The organism is Amycolatopsis sp. WAC 01375, from assembly GCF_003947325.1.
Classification (GTDB): Bacteria; Actinomycetota; Actinomycetes; order Mycobacteriales; family Pseudonocardiaceae; genus Amycolatopsis.
Map to the genome: position 1 here is coordinate 453,619 of NZ_QHHW01000036.1, position 18,771 is coordinate 472,389.

At 67.8% G+C, this 18,771-nt stretch carries 20 protein-coding genes and 1 tRNA gene; 8 read left to right on the top strand and 13 right to left on the bottom strand.

Annotated elements, in window-relative coordinates:
* Nucleotides 1–622: 622 nt before the first annotated feature.
* On the top strand, nucleotides 623–1,138 hold the full coding sequence (locus DL991_RS24965) for a DUF4188 domain-containing protein (RefSeq protein WP_199754044.1): 516 nt from the start codon (nucleotides 623–625) through the stop codon (nucleotides 1,136–1,138).
* On the opposite strand, the gene DL991_RS24970 is transcribed toward DL991_RS24965, so the two are convergent.
* Nucleotides 1,114–2,154, bottom strand: a complete 1,041-nt coding sequence (locus DL991_RS24970) for an AraC family transcriptional regulator (RefSeq protein ID WP_125786749.1) — start codon at nucleotides 2,152–2,154, stop codon at nucleotides 1,114–1,116. The genes DL991_RS24965 and DL991_RS24970 overlap by 25 nt on opposite strands.
* Nucleotides 2,155–2,239: 85 nt before the next feature.
* Nucleotides 2,240–3,673, bottom strand: coding sequence for an MFS transporter (locus DL991_RS24975; protein ID WP_125786750.1), 1,434 nt, complete (start codon nucleotides 3,671–3,673; stop codon nucleotides 2,240–2,242).
* Between the two features lie 209 nt (nucleotides 3,674–3,882).
* On the opposite strand from DL991_RS24975, the gene DL991_RS24980 reads away from it, so the two are divergent.
* Nucleotides 3,883–4,791 (top strand): LysR family transcriptional regulator, encoded by a 909-nt coding sequence (locus tag DL991_RS24980; RefSeq protein ID WP_158632624.1) that lies wholly within the window; start codon nucleotides 3,883–3,885, stop codon nucleotides 4,789–4,791.
* A gap of 9 nt (nucleotides 4,792–4,800) precedes the next feature.
* Here the strand turns inward: DL991_RS24980 and DL991_RS24985 are convergent, their stop codons facing one another.
* Nucleotides 4,801–5,412 carry an RNA polymerase sigma factor gene (locus tag DL991_RS24985; RefSeq protein ID WP_125786752.1) on the bottom strand — a complete coding sequence of 204 codons (612 nt, stop codon included), beginning with the start codon at nucleotides 5,410–5,412 and terminating at the stop codon, nucleotides 4,801–4,803.
* A gap of 123 nt (nucleotides 5,413–5,535) precedes the next feature.
* Here DL991_RS24985 and DL991_RS24990 point away from each other — a divergent pair, with 123 nt between their 5' ends.
* The 5 genes from DL991_RS24990 (at nucleotide 5,536) to DL991_RS25010 (ending at nucleotide 8,322) form a co-directional block, all read left to right on the top strand.
* Complete coding sequence (locus DL991_RS24990; protein ID WP_125786753.1) at nucleotides 5,536–6,225, top strand: TetR/AcrR family transcriptional regulator; 690 nt, start codon at nucleotides 5,536–5,538, stop codon at nucleotides 6,223–6,225.
* 176 nt (nucleotides 6,226–6,401) lie between these two features.
* A complete protein-coding gene (locus DL991_RS24995) occupies nucleotides 6,402–6,620 on the top strand; it encodes a LysR family transcriptional regulator (protein WP_125786754.1) in 219 nt (72 codons plus the stop codon).
* The gene (locus DL991_RS25000) at nucleotides 6,617–6,973 is read left to right on the top strand and encodes a S9 family peptidase (RefSeq protein ID WP_125786755.1); all 357 of its coding nucleotides are present in this window, start codon (nucleotides 6,617–6,619) and stop codon (nucleotides 6,971–6,973) included. The genes DL991_RS24995 and DL991_RS25000 overlap by 4 nt, the downstream gene beginning before the upstream one ends.
* Nucleotides 6,970–8,016: a quercetin 2,3-dioxygenase gene (locus tag DL991_RS25005; RefSeq protein ID WP_199754045.1), complete on the top strand. Its 1,047-nt coding sequence runs from the start codon at nucleotides 6,970–6,972 to the stop codon at nucleotides 8,014–8,016. Before DL991_RS25000 ends, DL991_RS25005 begins: the two co-directional genes overlap by 4 nt.
* A 90-nt stretch (nucleotides 8,017–8,106) precedes the next feature.
* Nucleotides 8,107–8,322: a hypothetical protein gene (locus DL991_RS25010; protein WP_125786756.1), complete on the top strand. Its 216-nt coding sequence runs from the start codon at nucleotides 8,107–8,109 to the stop codon at nucleotides 8,320–8,322.
* Here the strand turns inward: DL991_RS25010 and DL991_RS25015 are convergent.
* The 4 genes from DL991_RS25015 to DL991_RS25035 all read right to left on the bottom strand — a co-directional run bounded on the left by DL991_RS25015 (nucleotide 8,297) and on the right by DL991_RS25035 (nucleotide 12,192).
* On the bottom strand, nucleotides 8,297–10,201 hold the full coding sequence (locus DL991_RS25015; protein WP_125786757.1) for a P-loop NTPase fold protein: 1,905 nt from the start codon (nucleotides 10,199–10,201) through the stop codon (nucleotides 8,297–8,299). The genes DL991_RS25010 and DL991_RS25015 overlap by 26 nt on opposite strands.
* A 204-nt stretch (nucleotides 10,202–10,405) precedes the next feature.
* Nucleotides 10,406–11,329, bottom strand: coding sequence for an NADP-dependent oxidoreductase (locus DL991_RS25025; RefSeq protein WP_125786758.1), 924 nt, complete (start codon nucleotides 11,327–11,329; stop codon nucleotides 10,406–10,408).
* A gap of 106 nt (nucleotides 11,330–11,435) precedes the next feature.
* The gene (locus tag DL991_RS25030) at nucleotides 11,436–11,831 is read right to left on the bottom strand and encodes a MerR family transcriptional regulator (RefSeq protein WP_125786759.1); all 396 of its coding nucleotides are present in this window, start codon (nucleotides 11,829–11,831) and stop codon (nucleotides 11,436–11,438) included.
* Between the two features lie 22 nt (nucleotides 11,832–11,853).
* Entirely contained in the window at nucleotides 11,854–12,192 is a 339-nt protein-coding gene (locus DL991_RS25035) for a helix-turn-helix domain-containing protein (RefSeq protein ID WP_125786760.1), read from the bottom strand.
* A gap of 118 nt (nucleotides 12,193–12,310) precedes the next feature.
* On the opposite strand from DL991_RS25035, the gene DL991_RS25040 reads away from it, so the two are divergent.
* The gene (locus DL991_RS25040) at nucleotides 12,311–13,009 is read left to right on the top strand and encodes an alpha/beta fold hydrolase (protein WP_125786761.1); all 699 of its coding nucleotides are present in this window, start codon (nucleotides 12,311–12,313) and stop codon (nucleotides 13,007–13,009) included.
* A 185-nt stretch (nucleotides 13,010–13,194) separates the two neighbouring features.
* Here DL991_RS25040 and DL991_RS25045 read toward each other — a convergent pair whose 3' ends face one another.
* From DL991_RS25045 to DL991_RS25070, 6 genes are all read right to left on the bottom strand, one after another.
* Entirely contained in the window at nucleotides 13,195–13,572 is a 378-nt protein-coding gene (locus tag DL991_RS25045; protein WP_125786762.1) for a hypothetical protein, read from the bottom strand.
* A 517-nt stretch (nucleotides 13,573–14,089) separates the two neighbouring features.
* Nucleotides 14,090–15,928 (bottom strand): LamG-like jellyroll fold domain-containing protein, encoded by a 1,839-nt coding sequence (locus tag DL991_RS25050; RefSeq protein WP_125786763.1) that lies wholly within the window; start codon nucleotides 15,926–15,928, stop codon nucleotides 14,090–14,092.
* 164 nt (nucleotides 15,929–16,092) lie between these two features.
* On the bottom strand, nucleotides 16,093–17,481 hold the full coding sequence (locus DL991_RS25055) for a serine hydrolase (RefSeq protein ID WP_125786764.1): 1,389 nt from the start codon (nucleotides 17,479–17,481) through the stop codon (nucleotides 16,093–16,095).
* 87 nt (nucleotides 17,482–17,568) lie between these two features.
* The gene (locus DL991_RS25060) at nucleotides 17,569–17,949 is read right to left on the bottom strand and encodes a TetR/AcrR family transcriptional regulator C-terminal domain-containing protein (protein WP_125786765.1); all 381 of its coding nucleotides are present in this window, start codon (nucleotides 17,947–17,949) and stop codon (nucleotides 17,569–17,571) included.
* A gap of 90 nt (nucleotides 17,950–18,039) precedes the next feature.
* Nucleotides 18,040–18,282, bottom strand: a complete 243-nt coding sequence (locus DL991_RS43410; protein WP_233598965.1) for an alpha/beta hydrolase — start codon at nucleotides 18,280–18,282, stop codon at nucleotides 18,040–18,042.
* Between the two features lie 380 nt (nucleotides 18,283–18,662).
* Nucleotides 18,663–18,735, bottom strand: a tRNA-Glu gene (locus tag DL991_RS25070).
* Nucleotides 18,736–18,771: the final 36 nt, after the last annotated feature.

Below are 18,771 nucleotides of genomic sequence, written 5' to 3' on the forward strand. Positions count from 1 at the left end.
CCCATGGTCAAGACGCGTCGCGAAAGCCACTTTCGCGACGCCTGAGGTCCCGAAAGTGGCTTTCGCGACACAGTCGCCCCACGGCCGCGAGCGAATCCCCGCGACCCGGCACCTTTGCGCCACCCCCTGCCCGCCAAGAGCTGGCCGGTTCGCGGACACACTCCGATTCAAGCCGAGACGGCGCCGGTGTAGCGGTCCAGCAGTTTCTCGTCCAGTTCGGCGAAACCGTGTCCGTGGCTGGAGTAACAGCCGACGCCGGCCACCAGAGGCGCGGAGAGGAAGCTGCCGAACCCGGCCTTGTCCGCGCCATGGGCGAAGAGCGGCCGTCGCGTTCCTCGCCCGGCCCGCCGCCGGATACCTCACCGGTGCCTCACTGGTCGTGGACGGCGGCCTGATGTCGATGGGCGCCCAGGCCGGGACGGCCTACCCCGCGCACGACTGGCGCTCGCCCTGAGCCTCCGGCGCCGGCTGTCCATTGTGGAGCGTCGAGCCCGTACTCCGGGAACCGGCGCGGAACGTGTCCGGTTCGCCCCCCTTGGTGGCCGTCGCCGCCCTCCACGTGAAGCCCTGCCACACGGTGAACTGATCCCCGTTCGGAGTCATGTTCACAAAGGAGAAAACCGTGAAGATCACCCCAGGCAGGGTCACGCATCAGTACGACGGGGAGCTGGTGGTGTTCCACATCGGCATGACGTTCAACAAATGGTGGCGGCCCGATCTCTATCTGCCGGTCTTCTTCGCCATGCCGGCGATGATGCGCGAGCTCGCCGACGACCCGGACTCGGGACTGCTCGGCTACGAGTTCCTGTTCAACCGCAGAGGACCGTTCGCCGTGCAGTACTGGTCCTCGGCCGAGAAGCTCTACGCCTACGCGTCCGCCGGATCGCTGAGTCACCGGCCGGCGTGGACCAGGTTCAACGCGATGGCGAGGAAACACCCCACGGCAGTAGGAGTCTGGCACGAGACCTTCGTCGTCGAGCGTGCCGAGAGCATGTTCGTCGGGACGCCGGCCATGGGGCTGCCCAAGGCGACGAAGACCGTATCCGTCGAGAAACGTCATCACCGGGCACGCACACGCCTGGCGGAGGGCGCCACCACGCTGCCCGCGAGCCTTCAGACCGCCGAGAGGCCGGTCTGAGACCCGTCATCCGAGGTGCGGGCGGCAAGTGGGGTCCGGCCGGTCCAACGACGATAAGCACGGCGGAACTCGCGGCCGTCGCTGAAGCCGACTTCGGCGGCCACAGCCGAGATCGCCAGGGTGGAGTGCCGGAGCAACGCGGTCGCGTGTCGCTCGCGGACGCGGTCGCGGATGGCGCCGAACTGGTCGCCCGCCTCGGCGAGCTGCCGGCGCAACGTGCGTTCGCTGATGTGCATCTGCGCGGCGATCTCGGCCATGGTGAGCGGGCGGTGGAGGTGCGCGTTCAGCATGGCCTCCACCGCGGCGACGACTCCGGGCCTGATCCGCGCCGGAGCGATCAGGCTCCGGCACACCGCGAGCGCCGTCCGCAGCGTCGGTTCGTGGTGAGTGGGGATCCGCGATCCCAGCACGTCGGAACTGATCACGAGCCGGTCGGCGTCGGCGGCGAAGTGCACCGGGCAACGGAAGAACCGCTCGTACCGGGCGGCATACACCGGCGACGGGTAGGACAGGAAGAGCCGGGTGGGCGTCCAGGTCTCACCGAGGACGGAGCGCAGGAACGCGATGGTGCTGGCGAAGGCCTCCTCCGCGAGGAACGGAAGCAGGGCTGGATCCGGCCAGCGCTCCCGGAGATACAGTTCGATCTCGTCCCCGTCCAGCCCTTCCGCGATGAAGTCGGCGAGGCTGCCGGAAGCCCGATGCAGTTCGTCGAGCACCCCCAACGCGTCGCCGACGGTCGCGGACGATCTCATCGCGACCCCGACGAAGCCGAAGGACAACAACGCGTCGCGGGCTCCGACCTCGATGCCGAGGGGCCGTTCGGGCAGCGCCGCGACGGCTCTGCGGAGCACCGTTCTCGCTTGGTCCAGCGACACGCGGACATCGACGTCTTCGAGGAGCCCGGGCTCCAGCCCCGTCCCCGAGAACCAGGCCGAGACCGGCAGCCCGGCCTGGCGGCCGATCGCCACGACCGCGCTCAGCAGCGTCGGCGGAATGGCCGCGTCAGCGGGTGTCATCGACGAAACCAGACCATCACCCGATTCTAGGAGAAATCCGCCTCGGAGTACCCGTCCCCGCGGAACCGCGGGGACGGGCCGGAACTCAGGCCGCGGTCTTCTTCCGCTGGAGCAGCAGGAGAAGTGCGGTCACCAGGCCGATCGCGGCGAAGATCGCGCAGGCGAGGAAGGCGGCGCTGAAACCGTCGGTGAGGGCTGCCTTGTCGGTGGAGCCGCCGGTCACCGCGAAGGCCACCGAGGAGGTGATCGCCACGCCCAGTGCCGCGCCGACCTGGAAGGTGGCGTTGTTGAGACCCGAAACCAGGCCGGACTCCTCAGGCCGAGCGCCCGACAGCGAGGCGATGGACGCCGCCACGTTGGTGCTGCCGATACCCGAACCGAAGACCACGAGCCCGATGAACAGGTCGGTCCAGTAGCCGCCCTGCGGCGAGATGGCGGTCAGCAGCAGCAGGCCGGTGCCCAGCAGCGTCATGCCGACGATGGCGATCGCCTTGTAGCCGATCTTCGCCGCCAGGCGGGCGGCGACGTTGGCCCCGATGATGGACATGACCGCGTAGACGGCGGTGCTCAGCCCGAAGCGGACCGCGCTGTAGCCGAGGACCTGCTGCGCGTACAGCGAGGTCACGAAGGCTCCGCCGTAGACGCACATCGCCACGAGAAGCATCAGGATGTTCCCGCCGACCAGCGAGCCGGAACGGAAGATCCGCAGCGGCACCAGCGGCGACTTCCCCCGGCTCTCGACGACGACGAACAGGGCCAGCAGGACCACCGCGCCCGCCAGCATCCACAGCGTGCGGCCGGACAGCCAGCCGGCCTCCGGCGCGACCACGACGGCGTACACCAGCAGCCCGATCGCGGCGGTGATCGTGAGTGCGCCCAGCGGGTCGAAGGACTTGCGGCCATGGCGGACCGGCGTCTCCCGCAGCAGGCGCGGCCCGAGGAACAGCACCGCCAGCACGACGGGGATGTTGATGTAGAAGATCCACTCCCAGCCGAGCCCGTCGGTGATGGGGCCACCGATCAGCAGGGCGGCGGTGGCGCCGAACGCGCCGATGCCGGTCCAGATGCCCAAGGCCTTGTTGCGTTCGGCGCCCTCGCCGAAGGTGTTCATCAGAACGGCCATCGCCGTGGGCGTCATGATCGCCGACGAGAGGCCCTGGAGCAGGCGGGCACCGATGAGCACCTCTCCGGTCCAGGCGAGTCCACAAAGGATGGACGCGACGCCGAAGAGGGCGGCGCCGACCAGGAACATCCGGCGGCCGCCGAGCAGGTCGGCGGTCCGGCCGCCGAACATCAGCAGGCCACCGAAGGCCAGCAGGTAGGCGCTCATCACCCACTGGGCGTTGCCAGGGTCGAAACCGAACTCGGTCTCGATCGCCGGAAGCGCCAGCAGGACGATCTGAGAGTCGACGATGACCATGAAGAAGGCCGCGCACAGCAGCGCGAGGGCCTTCCAGCGTCTGGGGTCGGGGGTGGACGGCGCCGGGGCCGAGGCGTCGGGGAGATGGGTGGTACTCATCGCTTCTCGCTTCGTTCAGGATTCTGTGACGGATCACCGGGGCATGACGGCATGGCCTCCACCACCCGGTGCGGGCGGTGGAGGCCCGTCGGATCACGGATTCGTGCAGGAGCCCCAGTGCTGCCGAGTCTTGGTCACCCGACGTGCGGGAACAACGGCGAAACCTGCAACAATCGGTAACCCGCGCTTACCGATCGGAGGACACCGCCGTGGAGTGGAGGGAGCTCGAATGCTTCCTGACCTTGGCCGAGGAGCTCCACTTCGGCCGCACCGCCGAGCGGCTGTACACCTCTCGCGCCCGGGTCAGCCAGAACATCCAGGCGTTCGAGCGACGCATCGGAGCCCGCCTGTTCGACCGCACCAGCCGCAAGGTCGTGCTGACCGCGATCGGACGCCGTCTGTCCGATGAGCTCGAGGCCCACCACCGGGCGATCGTGGAAGCGATCGAGGACGCCCGCGAGGTGGCACGGGGACGCGGGAAACCGCTGCGTGCCGGATTCTCCGCCCCCTGGTGCGCCGAGCTGCTGAATCTGGCGGGCGATGACCTGCACACCGAGCACCCCGGCACGTTCGTCGACGTCCGGGAAATCCACCTGTCCGACCCGCTGGGGCCGCTGCGCGCCAGGGAGGTCGAGGTGCAACTGACCGAGTTCCCGGTGTCCGAGCCGGATCTGCGCACGTCGGCGCCGCTGATCGCCCAGCAGCGCTTCCTGGCGGTTTCCACCCGGCACCGCTTCGCCGAACGCGCCGCGGTCACCCTGGAGGATCTGGCAGGCGAGGAGATGATCGTGTTCGGGGACCTGATGCCGGTCTATCAGCGCGAGCATTTCTTCCCGCATCGAACGCCCGGGGGCAGACCGATCCGCCACACCCACGGCGTCCGGTACTGGCAGGACGCGATGTCCCTGGTCGCCGCGGGCAGAGGAGTGTGCGTCGCCGGCGGCGACGCCCGCCGGTACTACTTCCGGCCCGACATCACCTACCTGCCCATCAGCGACGCCCCGCCGATCCGGTACGGCCTCGTCTGGCGCCTCGACACGGAGAACGTCCGGCTGATGGACTTCATCGCCACCGTCGAGCGCCTCGCCGCCGGCCGCGGCGGCGAGCCGCAACCCTGACGCCTTTGCTCACAGCAGCGAAGTGACTACGCGGCTCGGGCACGCGCGCCTCTCGGTTTCGCCGTGCGCCTGAGCCTGGAGGTACGCCTGTCGCAGGCCTGCGCGGGCGCGGTGGGCCAGGGCGGCGACCCCGTTCGGCGACACCCCCAGAACCGGTGCCAGCTCGGCCGGTGTGCGGCCTTCGGCGACGGTGCTCCACAGCACCGCACGCCACCGTACGGGCAACGTGTGAAAAGCGGATCTGACCAGCTGATCGGTCGACGCCTGCAGCGCCGGCCCGTCGGCTCCTTCGACGTCCTCGGTCGCCGGGACCACCGCGTGGGGCTGGACGCGTAGCCGGTGACGGCTCCACTGGGCGGCGACGTGCCGCATCGTGACGACCAGGTACGGCCGCAGCTCATCGCGCGGTCCACCGCCGTCGCGGACCGCGGCGAGCACCCGCGTGAACGCTTCGGCCACGAGATCCTCCCGTTCGGCGGGCTGGTCGACCCAGCACGCGGCGATCCGGCGCAGCGGCCCGGCATGCCGCCGGAACAGCAGATCACCCGCCTCGAGGTCCCCGTCCCGGAGCCTCCCGAGCAGTCTCGCGTCCGGTGGGGCGTCGTCCACGGCATCCCACATCGCATTCTCCAGATTCCTGTTGATCAACAAGGGATTCGCGGCACGCACCCTCCGCAACGGAGTGACCGACAAAGTAACAGATACAACGGCGTATCCCCTACCCGTGACGGTAGGCTCGCGGAAGTGACCTCCCCTTCCGCGACCTCACGCTCCGGCGACGGCCGCGCGACCCGCTGGGTGGGGCAGCGGGAGCGCCGTCGTCGTGAGTTCGTCGAGGCGGCCTTGCGTGCGATCGCCGAACACGGACCGCGAGCGTCGACGGCACACATCGCCGACGAGGCCGGTGTCGCACGGCCACAGCTGTACAAGCACTTCGACGGCGCGACCGACCTGAAGCAGGCCATCGCCGACGAAGCCGCGCTACGCATCACCACCGCACTGCGGCCTGTATGGGAGCTGCGGGGAAGCGCGATGCAGCTGATCACCGTGGCGGTCGACGCGCACACCGGCTGGCTCGCCGAGAACGGCAACCTCTACCGGTACCTGAGCCTGCGCTCGCACGGCGACCGGAACGCGGTCGCCGACGTCAGGACCGTCATCGCCCGGCAACTCACCCAGCTGTTCGAGCACTACATGACGATGTTCGGAATGGACACCCGAATCGCGGAATCCGTCGCTTTCGGTGTCGTCGGACTCGTCGATTCCTGCGCCGCGCAATGGCTCGAGAACCCCCGCGACGTACCGAGAACCGAACTCGCCGCCCTGCTCATTCGCTGGATATGGCGGTTGCTCGACGACACCCTCCGCGCGGGCGGTGTCGAACTCGACCCCCACCTCACGCTGCCGCCGCCCCCGCCGCAACCCGCGCTCTGACCCGATGCCGCTCAGCTTAGCTTGATCAACTCGTTGACCTGCGGTTTTCTTGGCGATGGCGACGGACTCCCCAGCCGCGCCACCCTGGTCACGACCACAACGACGCGAAGCAGGCACCCATGATCAACCTAAGCTGAGCGGCATTGCGCTCTGACCGGCCTGGACAGGCAGGAAACGTGGACCTCGCCATTCATCACCTCCGGTGCTTCATCGCCGTGGCGGAGGAACGTCATTTCGGCCGCGCCGCGGCCCGGCTGCATCTGAGCCCTTCCGCGATGAGCGAGCAGATCGCTTCACTCGAACGACGACTTGCCCGCACGCTGTTCCGGCGCACCTCACGCAGCGTCGAACTCCGGCGCATCTGCCGGAGCTCGCCCGGCAGGCCGGTCCCTTGACCTGGGTCGGCGCCGAGGCACCGCCGTTCCAGCTCTCCCACGGCACCGGGGACGTGCTCGTGCCGCACCGGCAGAGCGAACGCCTGCACGCGGCACTCGTGGCCGCCGGTGTGCCGAGCGAGCTGTACCTCCTGGACGGGTACCGGCACGGTTTCCTCAATCCGCCCGGCCGCCTCGACGTCGCGCTCGCCGGGGTGATGGACGACGGCAGGCTGGCGGCGGAAGGCACCGCGTCCGCCCTGCGGCGGACTTCGGCCGCCGACGGCGAACCGGCCGCGTTCGGGTTCTCCGACATCCACGACTTCTTCCGCAGGCACCTCACGACCCGTTCCACGACAGGAGAAGCCCGGTGACAACGCCCGATCCGGAGACCATGCACGGACTCGCTCCGGTCGTCAACGCCCTGCCCGGCGAACCGGTCCCCTACTACCTCGCCACCGGTGAGGGCCTCCGGTACGAAACCGGCGGTCTACTGTGGACGGTCGTCGCCCGGACCGAGGACACCGGAGGCCTTTTCGACGCGGCGTTCGTACTCGGCCCGCGCGGAGCGGAGATCCCTTTCCACAGCTTCGCCGTCCACCAGCGGTCCTATTACGTCTTCGAAGGCTGCGCCCAGTTCTGGCTGCCGGGCGAGAGCCGGATCCTGGTGCCCGGCGACTCGGTACACGTCCCGCCGGGCACACCGGTGGCCTGCCGCATGCTGAGTCACCTGACCAAGGTGTTGCAGTACTCCGCCCCCGGCGGCGTCCTGGACGGACTCCCCGGGGCGACGGCAGACGTCGAGCGGCACCTCTACGCCGCGGGAGCGGTGATCGGGGGCGAAGTCCCGCCGGGGGCGACGCCGCACGACCTGCCGCAGGTGGCCCCCGTTGACGCGTGGGACGACACTTTGCCCTCCGGCACCGAGGGTTACTTCCTGCGAGCCCGCACCGGCGACCGGCGGGGCTGGCCGGACGCGGTGAACTCGTTCCTGGCCAGGGGCCGCAACACCGGAGGCCGGTACTTCGCGGTGAACACCCTCGCCGCGCCGCAGCCGTACATCATCCGGCACTTCCACCGGCGGCACACCGAGAACTTCCTGTGCCTTTCCGGCCGGATCTGGCTGTGGGTCAACGGCGAGGAGCTCCTCCTGACCCCAGGAGACTTCCTGCACGCCCCACCCGGCACCGTGCACAGCTTCGCCGTCACCGCGCACAACACCCAGCTGCTCGGCCTGCTCACCTCGGACGTCTTCGAACCGTTCTTCGACGTGACCGGCGTGCCGACCGAAGACCACGTGCACACCGAGGGGCTCATCGACCCGTCGGTGGTGATGGGTGGCATGCGAGTCAACCAGGACCTCGACGTCGTCGTGGCCGGTGGCCCGCCGGAGCGCGTCCGGGCGGCCGGCAGCTGAAAAGCGGTAGCGTGTGCCGAACGAACCGAAGGGAATCCGGGCACTGTGACTCGTCGATTGTCAGCAGGCGACCGCCCCGGGATCAAAGGCTTGCTCGGTCCCATCTGCCTCGTGCTCAGCCTGCTCGGCTGGCTGCTCCCCTACGGCGAAGTGGCCTCGGCACTGGCCTTGGCCGCCGGAGCGCTGTCGATACTGACCGACCGCCAGTATCGACTGGACGGCCTTGTCATCGCAGGCGTCTGCATCGCCGCACTCCAGCTCTTCTTCGGGCTGCTGCTGTTCACGATGGATCTGGCCGGCCACTGACGACTGACCGCGAGGGCGCCGTGCTGCTGCCGGAATCGGGTGTGACGGCCGACCATTCGAGGTAGGCGCCGCAGCTCGGGCAGAACGCGTCGCTGAGATGGCCTGATGAGCCACAGGCTGAACACACGACGACGCGATCGTTGTTCGTCCCGCCTCCCGGCGGGCCCGACAACCCCATCGGCGCCAATGAGGGGAGGCGTTCGCGGGTGCGTCGCAGCAGGTCCGCGCGTTGGTGCGGAGCACCGAGGCTCCAGGCGAGGGAGAACAGGCCGTTGTCGCGGGACAAGGCGATCACGCCTTCGGGGACGTTCTTTTCCAGCCGGGTCAACACGTCCTCCGCCGACTCGCCGTCGACCGGCGCGGCGAGACCGGTGATCCGGCAGAGCCATTCGACTTGCTCACGATCCATGTCGCTGCCGGCGCGAACGGCCGCGCGGAGGCGGGCGAGTTCGATGAGCTGGCCGAGCATGTCCTGTTCGGGCTCGACGAGGATCAGCCGGAACAGACTGGGAAAGTACATGCGCAGCAACAGGATCTTGATGTGCTCGTCCGAGCGTAGCCGGGAGGAGTGGCCGTCGATCTGGTGTGAGAGCACGAAAGTGTTGAGGAACCGCTTGAGCCGCCGTGGATTGCGTTCACTGCGCTGGACGAGCAGAGACAGGTCTTCGTCGGCGAGCAGATGCGCGATGCCGGAGGCGTGGGCGCAGGCACGCGCCAGGTCAAGCGACCGTTCGGGGTCCGGGACGGGAACGACGTAGTCGACCTGGATGATCTTTTCCAGGTAGGCACGGCTGAGGTCGGCGGAGGAGGCGTGTTCGCTTTGGGCGAGCGCGTCGCCGACGATCGCCGGGTCGTAACCGATGACGAAGGTCAGCCCCGGGGCGTCGAGATAGAGACGGATCGCTTCGAAGACCTGGACGATGTTCTCCGGGGAGCATCGGTCGAGGTCGTCGATGAAGACCACGAGCATCCGCCGCTGGTCGAGGGGGCGGTTCTTGTCCGACCAGGCGGCGACGGCGTCCTGGATCTCCTTGCGGATCCGGTTGCGCTGTGCGGCGTCGACCCGGAAGCGTTGCCACAGGTCGTCGGCCAGTGCCCGCAGGCCGACCCAGGAGGCCAGGACGACGAACGGGGTGGCGAGCCACGAGGAACGCCGGGTGCGGCGGAGGATCCGGCGGAGCACACTGGGATCGAGCTGGTCGAGCACCGACCGGATGAGGCCGGTGAGCGCGTTGGTGCCTTCCGCGGTCCAGGCGTTGAACCAAGCGACGCGGATCCGCCCGCGATGTTCCTCGGCCCGGTCTTCGATGGCGTGGCGCAGCAACTGCATCAGGCTGCTTTTGCCGACGCCCCAACCGCCCTGGATACCGATCGTGAACGGCGTGACGGCACGCGCGTCGAGAAGAAACCCGGCCATGCGTTCGGCGATGACGCGATGCTCGAACATGTCCTCATCGGGGTCGATCGGATGGTCGCTGAGCAACGCGAACCGTGGTGGTGCGGGCTTCGAGGCCTGGACGCGCGCAGCCCTGTCCTCACCGGAGTCGACCTCGGACTCGCTCGGGACGGTCAGCTCGATACGCCGATGTGATTTCGTGTACTCGCCGCGGGCCTCGACCACCAACCGGGCCTGCGTCTGCTCGTTGAGCAGTACCTGGATCGTCCAGACGTGATCGCCGCGGGGATACACGGCCTGGCTCACTCGCTGGAGTGGCTCGGGGATCGAACCGCCGTCGGCGCGGAAGGTCACATCGAACAGTTCCACGATGTCGCTCGTGTTGAGCAGCCGCACTTCGACCGGATACGGCTGGTCGTACTCCCGCGGGCCACCGACCACCCGCGCGGTCAGCCGCGGCGGATTCGGATCTTCGGCACTCATCACGCTCCCGATTCTGAAAGCTCATCCCCCGCAACGATGGAGCATGCGGCCCCTGATGTCCGGCCGGCGAGTGGCCACCGCAAGGGTATCCGGGATGCGGTGGGCCACGGTGGACCTCGCGACGGTGCGGGACACCAAGTCGTATCTGGCGCGGCTGGTGACCCGTCAGGCGCTCAACGCGTCGAGAGCGCACCATGACGACCGTCATGCCACTTTGATGACGACCTTGCCCGAAGCGTGGCCGTTCTCGACGGTGGCGAGGGCGGCTGGGGCGTCGGAGAGCGAGTGGACCGCGGTGATCACGGGTGCGAGGACTCCATCGAGGGCCAGGCGGGCGGATCGCTCCAGGTTCCCGCGATCGAGGCGGCGCTCGACGAAACGCCCACCGAGCTCGGGTACCGACATGTCACCCACGGAGATGACGTTGCGGGGATCCCGGGCCAGCGGAGCGACCGCCCGCAGTGAGATTCCCCCGACCAGGTCGACGATCCCGCCGAAACCGTCCGGAACCAGCTCGCGTGCCACGGCGACGACGTCCTCGGCGGCGTAGTCGATGAACCGCACCCCGATGGCTTCGGCGTGCTCGCGCTTGGCGGCACTCCCGGTGCCGATCACCAGCAGCTCGCGGCCGATGGCCAGCCGGGCGACGGCGAGGCCGACGCCGCCCCCGACCCCGTTGACCAGGACCGTGGCACCGGCCGGGAGGCCGAGCTGGTCGAGCACGTCCACCGCGGTCGTCCCGGCCACCGGCAGCGTTGCCGCGACGGTCGCGGACAGGCCCACCGGGATGCGCGCGGTGTTCGGCGCGGACAGCACCGTCGTCTCGGCGTAAGTACCGCCACCAGTGAGGGCGAAGCCGAAAACCGTGTCACCAACCTCGAGCCCGTCGACGTCCTCGCCCAGGGCAAGCACGGTTCCCGCTGCCTCCATGCCCAGCACACGGGGGAACGGACGCCCGCCGTCGAGCCCGGGGACCAGACCCGAGCGCACCGCGTGGTCGAGAGGGTTCACACCGGCGGCATCGACCCGGATCAGCACCTCGCCGCGACCGGGGACGGGATCGGGACGATCGAAGAACTCCTGCACCTCGGGCCCGCCATGCTTGCCGAAACCCCACGCCTGTCCCATTTTTCGCCGTCTCCTGGGTGACCGGCCCGGTGGTTCCGGGCGCTGTCACCATCCTCACCGCTGACATCGGTGTAAGGGGCAAGCGGCTGAGGTGCGGGTCACAGCGTCAGGTCGGCTGTGCCACCGGTTCCGGGGCCGTGGACAGCGTCGCCCGGTGCCGGCTGTTGGCTTTGATCAGCACGTCCAGTGCGTTCCGGGTTTCGATCAGGTGCGCGATGTCGGCGTCGACCCGGTCGCGCTGGAGCATCATCAGCGTGAACGTCTCCTCGGCGACGCCGAGGTCACCGGGGATGTCCACGCACGGCAGCACGGTCGCGATCACCTGGCTGGACATACCCGCGTCGAACAGTTGCCGGATGAGCGACACGCGCTGGACCTCGGCGTCGGAATAGTGACGCTGCCCCGTGCCGGAGCGTGTGCTGGTCAGCAGGCCCTGCTCTTCGTAGTACCGCAGAGAGCGCGGACTCACGCCCGTGCGCTGGGACACCTCGCCGATCCGCATTCCCGCGAGCCTACGGCCTCCGTCAGCGGTTGTCGTATGCCGCGCGGGCGGCGTCGATATGCGGCAGGTGCGTGATGCTCCAGTCGAGCAGCGGTGCTGTGGCCTCGCGCAGGGTCCGGCCCATCGTGGTCAGCTCGTAGCTGACGTGTGGCGGCATGACGTTGTGGACCGTGCGTGTCAGGATCCCGTCGCGTTCCAGGTCGCGCAGTGTCACGGTGAGCATGCGCTGGCTGATGCCCTCGATGGCACGTTTGAGTTCGGTGAAGCGCCGCGGCCCGTCCTTGAGCATGCGCACGATCAGCAGCGCCCACTTGTCCCCGACGATCCCGAGCACTTCGCGGGCCTGACACGGGTCCTGCATGGTTACCTCCAGAGAACCGAGGCACCCGAAAGTGCCGTATTGCCCGGTGCTCGTCGTGGGGATCATGATGCTTCCGGTTACCAAAGGGTACCGAGGCACGAGGAGGAACCACACGCGCATGGCCACATTCCTGCTGATACACGGCGCCTGGCACAGCGGACAGGTCTGGAACCGGGTGTCCCCGCTGCTCGAGTCGGCCGGCCACCGGGTATTCGCGCCGTCCCTGACCGGCTACGGAGACAAAGCACACCTACTGGGCCCCGAGGTCGGGCTCCACACGCACATCGACGACGTCACCGGCCTGATCGAACACGAACGTCTCGACGACGTCGTGCTCGTCGGACACAGCTACGCCGGGATGGTCATATCGGGAGTCGCCAACCGGCTCCCGGAGCGGATCGCGCATCTTGTGTTCCTCGACGCGATGGTGCCCGAGGACGGCGAAACCGCGGTCGATGTCCTTCCGGTCACCAAACAACTAGTCGACCTCGCCGTGGACGGCTGGCGGGTTCCGCCGATGCCGGAGCAACCACCGCCGCTGGGCTTGTTCGGGGTCACCGATCCCGACGACATCGCCTGGGTGCGCTCGATGCTGTCGGATCAACCGGTCCGTTGTCTTGTGGAGTCCGTCCGGCTGGACAACCCGGCCGCGCGCACGATCCCGCGTACGCACATCCACTGCGTCGGAGGTCGTCCGGCGGGCATCACCCGGAGACCTGTCCCCGCGGGTGAGCGGATCCGGGAACTGCCGACCGGCCACGACTGCATGGTCACGACACCCGTCGAGCTCGCCGAGCTTCTGCGCGACACAGCCTGAGTCGCTGGCCACTGTGGACGAAACAGCCGCTACAACGAGCTGGCAGCAAATCAGGTGACCCTGAACCACGTCGAACACGCGAAACACCGGAGAACGAGAACTCGTCGAAGATCTCTCTGCCAAGCGCACGCGCGAGGCGGATCGCCCCGAGCTGTGCGGCATTCCCCAGCTGATGCCTGGTCTCCTCAGTCAGAGGCGTAGGCGGTGGGCTGCTTGATGCAATCGATGGTCCAATCCAGGGTGTCATCCGTCGGCGCAGGGTCCGGGGAGCGAGTAAGTGCCTGCTCACGTCCGGTGTGGACCTGCTCACCGAGGGCCTCGGTGAGCAGGCCGCCCTTGGGCCGGGGAGCGCCGAATTGCGGCAGGTGACGCGTGTCCGCTCGAAGGCGTCGACGGCGGTGTCCCAGTCCGCTATCCGCTCCGCGCGCGCGTCCGGCTTGCGCGTCGTTGTCGATTCTCAAGGGGACAGAGACCCCGGCAGCGAGAGCAACCAGTGCCACGAACACGCCCGGCGCCGCGATGTACAGGTCGTACCACGGTGAGTGCTCGCGACTTTTCAGCATACGCGCTCGATCTCGATAGCCGACTTCTGCGAATTGCAGCCGTTCTTCGTGTCCACGGCGGCTTCACCGACTACTTGATGGACACCACACCTCAGCCTGTCCGCATCACTGACTCGGACGGAGAAATGAACGTACATACCTGCTTTGGGGGTATATTTCCCGATGTCGATGCCGTCTCCGGAGATAGCATCACTTTCCATTGCTCGCCATTTACTCGGTCGCACACCGGTGATGGGCTACGTCCATCACGAGAACCACGACGGGCTCGGCCTGCTCGTCCATCGCCTCGGATTCGTCGCGACCGGCCAAACGGTCCGTCTCGGCCCAGATGAGGCCCCGGGCTATCTCCGCCGCGACAGCGCGGGATACGCGACCGCCCGCGTTCTCAGCCTTCCTGACACGGCGATGGCGCGTATCGCCGACGAACAGCAGCGCCTCCGTGACGGTTCGGGTGCACCTTCGCAGCGGTTCTCGGTTCGGCTCGTTGATCGAGAGACGCTTCCACCCGCGTCCGCGATCAGGTAGTGGTGAGGAACTGGTGCGGCCGCAGAGCACGAGCGACGATCCGGGTGTCCCCGATCCAACCGTGGAAACCCTGCCCGTAACGTCCGGCGAATTGCGTGGCACCGATGGCGAACGGCTTGCCCAACGTCGTGATCCCGCGGGAGGGCTCGCTCGCGTTCCTCGCGATCCTCGACCCGTCGACGTACATGGTCGTGTGACGGCCGTCGTTGACCACGGCCACGTGTGTCCAGCGCCCCAGCGGCAACGCGTGGCTCCAGGACGTCGGATCCGCGTCACGATCGGTCGGGTAGACCACGAACTGGAGGAAGTACTCGCCTGAGAGGTTGAGGCTGCAGGTCGGCTCGTCCGGCGACCAACCGCTGTGCTTGCCCGCGTCGCCGCTGCGGCCCTCCCAGCTGAGGATGCCCATGAAGGCGTGATCGCCCACGAACGGCTCCGGGAGCTTGATGAACGTCTCGATGGTGTAGTCGTCCTCGAAACGCAGGCTGTTCACCGGCGCGGTCGCTCCCGCGCGCAGCACGGCACCGCGGTCCGGGTTCTTGCCGCCACCGAAGCGCAGGCTGGCGTGTGCGGGCTGGCCGAGATGATGGTCGGCGGAAAAAGTCAAGGCTTCCGGGCCACTCGCACCCAGCCGTTGAACGAAGAGATCGTTGCCATGTCCGGTGAGGTCACGGGCGACCGCTCCGGTGGCGACCGCCTCGCCGTCGCGACCACCAGAGAACCCTTCGGCGTCGAAGCGCCAGTACGCCACGGTATCCCGCGTCAGCACCGCGTTCGCGGGCCGGGACGGCGGCACCGCGGGCGGGGCGAACCCGGCGAACCGCTGTGCGAAGTCGATCTCTACGGTGAAGCGATCGGCGTCGCCGCTGAGCTCCAGTGTCTCCTCAACCAGCTTCGTGCGTTCCCGCGTTGGCAGACCGAGCAACCACGGGGAGAACGTCTCGACGTCGATCACGTTGCGGGCCAGGTCGAACGAGTAGTAACGGATCATCCCGGCGCCGCCGTAGTAACGGTCCTGATAATTGGTCAGGTGCAGGTGTACCGGGTGGCCCGCGTCATTGGTCAGTGTGGTGCGCCCGACGGGCCACCAATGTCCGTTGAGGGTCAAGAAGATCTGGTCGTTGCGCCGGATCAGCTTGTCCCACAGGTGTTTCCCGTGGTCGGACAGTTCCGCCCCACCGGCGCCGACCGGGGCGACCAGATCGTGGGTGGTGAGGATGACCGGTAGGTCCCGGTGCTCGTCGATGACCCGTTGAGCCCAGGCGATCCCGCGATCGGACACCCGCCAATCCAGTGCCAGCACCAGCCAGGAACGTCCGGCCGCCTGGAATACGTGGAAGCTGTTGTACCCGTCGGGCGACGACCCGCCGTAAGTGGCCGAGCGGGAGAACCGCCTCGGCCCGAAGGTGGCCAGGTACGGCGAGGCGCCTCGCTGGTCATCGCCCGACCGCACATCGTGATTGCCGGCGAGAACGCTGTAGGGCAGACGCCCGTCGATCGCGGAGAACACCCGGTCGGCCTGCCGCATCTCGGTGTCGGTGCCGTGCTCGGTCACGTCGCCGAGTTGCGCCATGAAGGCGACGGTGTCTTCGCGGCGATGCCGCAACAGATGGGTGAGCGTCGCGCGCACCGGTGTGTCGTCGGTACCGCCTTCGTCGAACAGGTACTGGGTGTCCGGGAACACCGCGAGCACGAACCGCGGAGCCGAGCCGGCCGCGTCGACCTCGTCGGCCGCGGCCGTCTCCGGAATCGCCGCCGCTCCGGCGACGGCCACCGGGGTGGCCAGAGCGACCTGCAGCAGTCTCCGGCGGTTGACGCCAACCTGGTCCATGACACTCCTTCGTTCGCTTTGCTAAGCACGTTCGTCCGAACAAGAGGACTGACGATGACCGGGAGCTGAACCCCGGGGACCTGATTCCCGAATTGCTTCCACCTCTCGACTCCGCTGTCAGGGGCGCAGGCGGCACCATCACCGCGAAGCGCTCGCCCGGCAAGTCAAGCGCCGGCGCGGCGAACGGCGCGGCCGACATGCAGATAGAGCGCACGACCGGTGCCATCGTCACCGAGGAACGCGTGCGGCATGTGCATCCCACGATCGGCTTCGACCGGGATCAGCATGTCCCTGCGGTAGAAGACGAGTTCGGTACGTTCCGGCTTCTCGCCCATCTCCGCGAGCACACCTTTCGGCACCTGCTCGAGCCAGATCCGCCGATCGTCGTCCTGGCTGACCGTGAGATCGAAGACCTGAGCGGAATAGGTGCCGATGAACCGTTCGGCGTCGATCTTCCGCGGGGCGGAAGGCGGGGCGGGCAGCGCGGGCAGCCGCCTGCCGGTCAGCGCGTCGAGGACTCGGCCGACGACATCCCGGTAAAGCGACACGGTGTCCCCACCGTTGGTCAGCAGAGCGATGGCCACCCCGGCCTCCGGGACCATGCGCAGGAAAGCGCTTTGGCCGATGGTGGTTCCGTCATGGCCGATGATCGCTCCGGCGGGCGTGTCGAACCGTTCGAAGCCGAGCCCCCACGACGTTCCCATCAGGCCGAGATCGGGCAGGCTGACTTCGTGATCGTGCATCCAGGCGGCAGTTTCCGAAGCCAGCACCTGGGTCCCATCGGCAGCGCGGCCGTCCTCGATGTGCATACGCGCGAAGGCGACCAAATCCCGCGGCCGCATCGCGAACATCGAACCGGCGGGCGCGTTCGACCTCGCCATGGCCCACACCGGGGCGGGCAGGTAGCCCGAGCCCGGTTCCCTCTCGATATGCCCTATCGCGGCACGGAACTTGATCGCTTCATAGGGATCGGTGGCCGCATGCGCGAGTCCGAGCGGCGCGATCAGGTGCTCGCGCAGGCACGCGTCGTACGGCTTCCCGCGCAGGACCTCGACGAACCGTCCTAGTACGCAGTATCCGGCGTTATTGTAGGAGAATTGTTCACCAGGAGAAAAGAGCTGCGGCACGTCCCGCAGAAGCGCGACGTATTTCTCGACACAGTCGTCGCCGACTCCGGTGTCGGTGAAGATGTCTCCTTCGAAACCGGCGGTGTGATTCAGGAGTTCCCGCGCGGTGATCTGCTCCGCCGCATCCCGATCGGCGACACCGAACTCAGGCAGGTAAGTCCGGATCGGCCGGTCGAGCTCGATCTTTCCCTCGTCCACCAGCTGCATGACCAGCGTGCTGGTCCACAGCTTCGTGATCGATCCGATCTGGAAAAGGGAGTCCGCCGTCGCCTTGACCCCGGTCGCCTTGTTGAGCAGACCGGCCGCACCGTCGATGATCCGGTCACCCTGGAGCAGGGCCCACGCCGCGCCGGGAACGTCGTACTTCTCGAGTAACGACGGAAGCTGCTCGGCGAGCCATGCGCTCGTCTCGTCAAAGTCGCTCATACCTGACGATGATAGGAATCCGATTCCCCGGCGTGTTCGTCATCACCGACCAGTATGCCCAGGTGTTTTGGTCGGCTTCGACGAGCGTCAGCGCAAATCGGTGGTCATCAACCGAATCCCGCGCTCGAAGAGATCAGCGTAGTTCATCGTCGTGAAATGTTCACCGACTTCGGAAAGGTGCGAATAGGCCTCACCGCCGGTCGCCGCCTGCTCCTCGAGCACATGTCCGGTCGTGAAATGCATGAGCAGCAACGCCTTTTCCAGCGCGGCCACCGCATCGAACCCCGCTTCGCGCAGCGCGCCCACGAGGGAGCCGGCCAGCCCCAGGGTGTTCGGACCGGTCGCATGCGTCCCCGCGTACACCCGCGCACCGTCGCGGTGCGTCAGGAGCGCCTCGCGAAACGCCCGCACCAAGGCCAGAACCCTTTCCCGAGGCGGCGCTTCGGGAACGACGGAGCAAACGCCCAGCCGGCGCGGGCCATCGAATCCGGACGTCGTCGACTATGAACAGGGCTGATCGACCGGTATGCGACGCATGAGGTTTCGGCGCGCGAATTACTACTGGTTCACTGACCCGTTCCGCGCGGCAGTGGTCCGGCCGAGCCAGTCCCGAGCTCGCGCGACGAAGCCTTCGGAGATGGGCGACTTCGACGCCCAGGACTCGAATCCGTGAGGCGCTCCAGGGACGATGTCGAGCTCACAGTCGACGCCCGCGTCGCGAAGGCGTCGCGCGTAGTCGGCGTTCTCGTCGTGGAACAGATCGATGTCGCCGACACCGATCCAGGCCGGCGAGATTCTCACGCCGGGCGGCGACCGAATAGGCCTCCGCGGACTGTCCGGGTTCGTGTCCGAGGTACGCGGACCATCCGAATCGGTTGTCGGGGTTGTCCCAGATCCAGTGCCGCACGTCGTCGAGCCCGGTCCTGGCGGCGGTCCGGTCGTCGAGCATCGGAGAGAACAGGGCTCCCCAAGCCCTGCTCCAGACACTCTTCGAGGTGACACAGCTCACCGTGCAGTTGAACGGCCTCGGCGACGTCGTGACGATCGGGGTTGAACTGCCAGCAGATCAAGTGCCCGCGATAGCGGAAGCAGGAGAAAGGATCACAGACGCCATGTCGGCTACCGAAATAGCAAAAAGCGCCGATCGGAATGATCGACGCTCTTTGCGTGGTAGCTGTACGTACCCCCGATGGGATTCGAACCCACGCTACCGGCGTGAGAGGCCGGCGTCCTAGGCCGCTAGACGACGGGGGCTAGGATCTTTCTCCTCTAGGAGGAGGTTTTCAGTTG

Excerpts from the sequence above, each read along its gene's own strand:
- DL991_RS24970 (WP_125786749.1), bottom strand. The coding sequence starts at position 2,154 with ATGACACCCGCTGACGCGGCCATTCCGCCGACGCTGCTGAGCGCGGTC.
- DL991_RS24975 (WP_125786750.1), bottom strand. The coding sequence starts at position 3,673 with ATGAGTACCACCCATCTCCCCGACGCCTCGGCCCCGGCGCCGTCCACC.
- DL991_RS24985 (WP_125786752.1), bottom strand. The coding sequence starts at position 5,412 with ATGTGGGATGCCGTGGACGACGCCCCACCGGACGCGAGACTGCTCGGG.
- DL991_RS25015 (WP_125786757.1), bottom strand. The coding sequence starts at position 10,201 with ATGAGTGCCGAAGATCCGAATCCGCCGCGGCTGACCGCGCGGGTGGTC.
- DL991_RS25025 (WP_125786758.1), bottom strand. The coding sequence starts at position 11,329 with ATGGGACAGGCGTGGGGTTTCGGCAAGCATGGCGGGCCCGAGGTGCAG.
- DL991_RS25030 (WP_125786759.1), bottom strand. The coding sequence starts at position 11,831 with ATGCGGATCGGCGAGGTGTCCCAGCGCACGGGCGTGAGTCCGCGCTCT.
- DL991_RS25035 (WP_125786760.1), bottom strand. The coding sequence starts at position 12,192 with ATGCAGGACCCGTGTCAGGCCCGCGAAGTGCTCGGGATCGTCGGGGAC.
- DL991_RS25040 (WP_125786761.1), top strand. The coding sequence starts at position 12,311 with ATGGCCACATTCCTGCTGATACACGGCGCCTGGCACAGCGGACAGGTC.
- DL991_RS25045 (WP_125786762.1), bottom strand. The coding sequence starts at position 13,572 with ATGCTGAAAAGTCGCGAGCACTCACCGTGGTACGACCTGTACATCGCG.
- DL991_RS25050 (WP_125786763.1), bottom strand. The coding sequence starts at position 15,928 with ATGGACCAGGTTGGCGTCAACCGCCGGAGACTGCTGCAGGTCGCTCTG.
- DL991_RS25055 (WP_125786764.1), bottom strand. The coding sequence starts at position 17,481 with ATGAGCGACTTTGACGAGACGAGCGCATGGCTCGCCGAGCAGCTTCCG.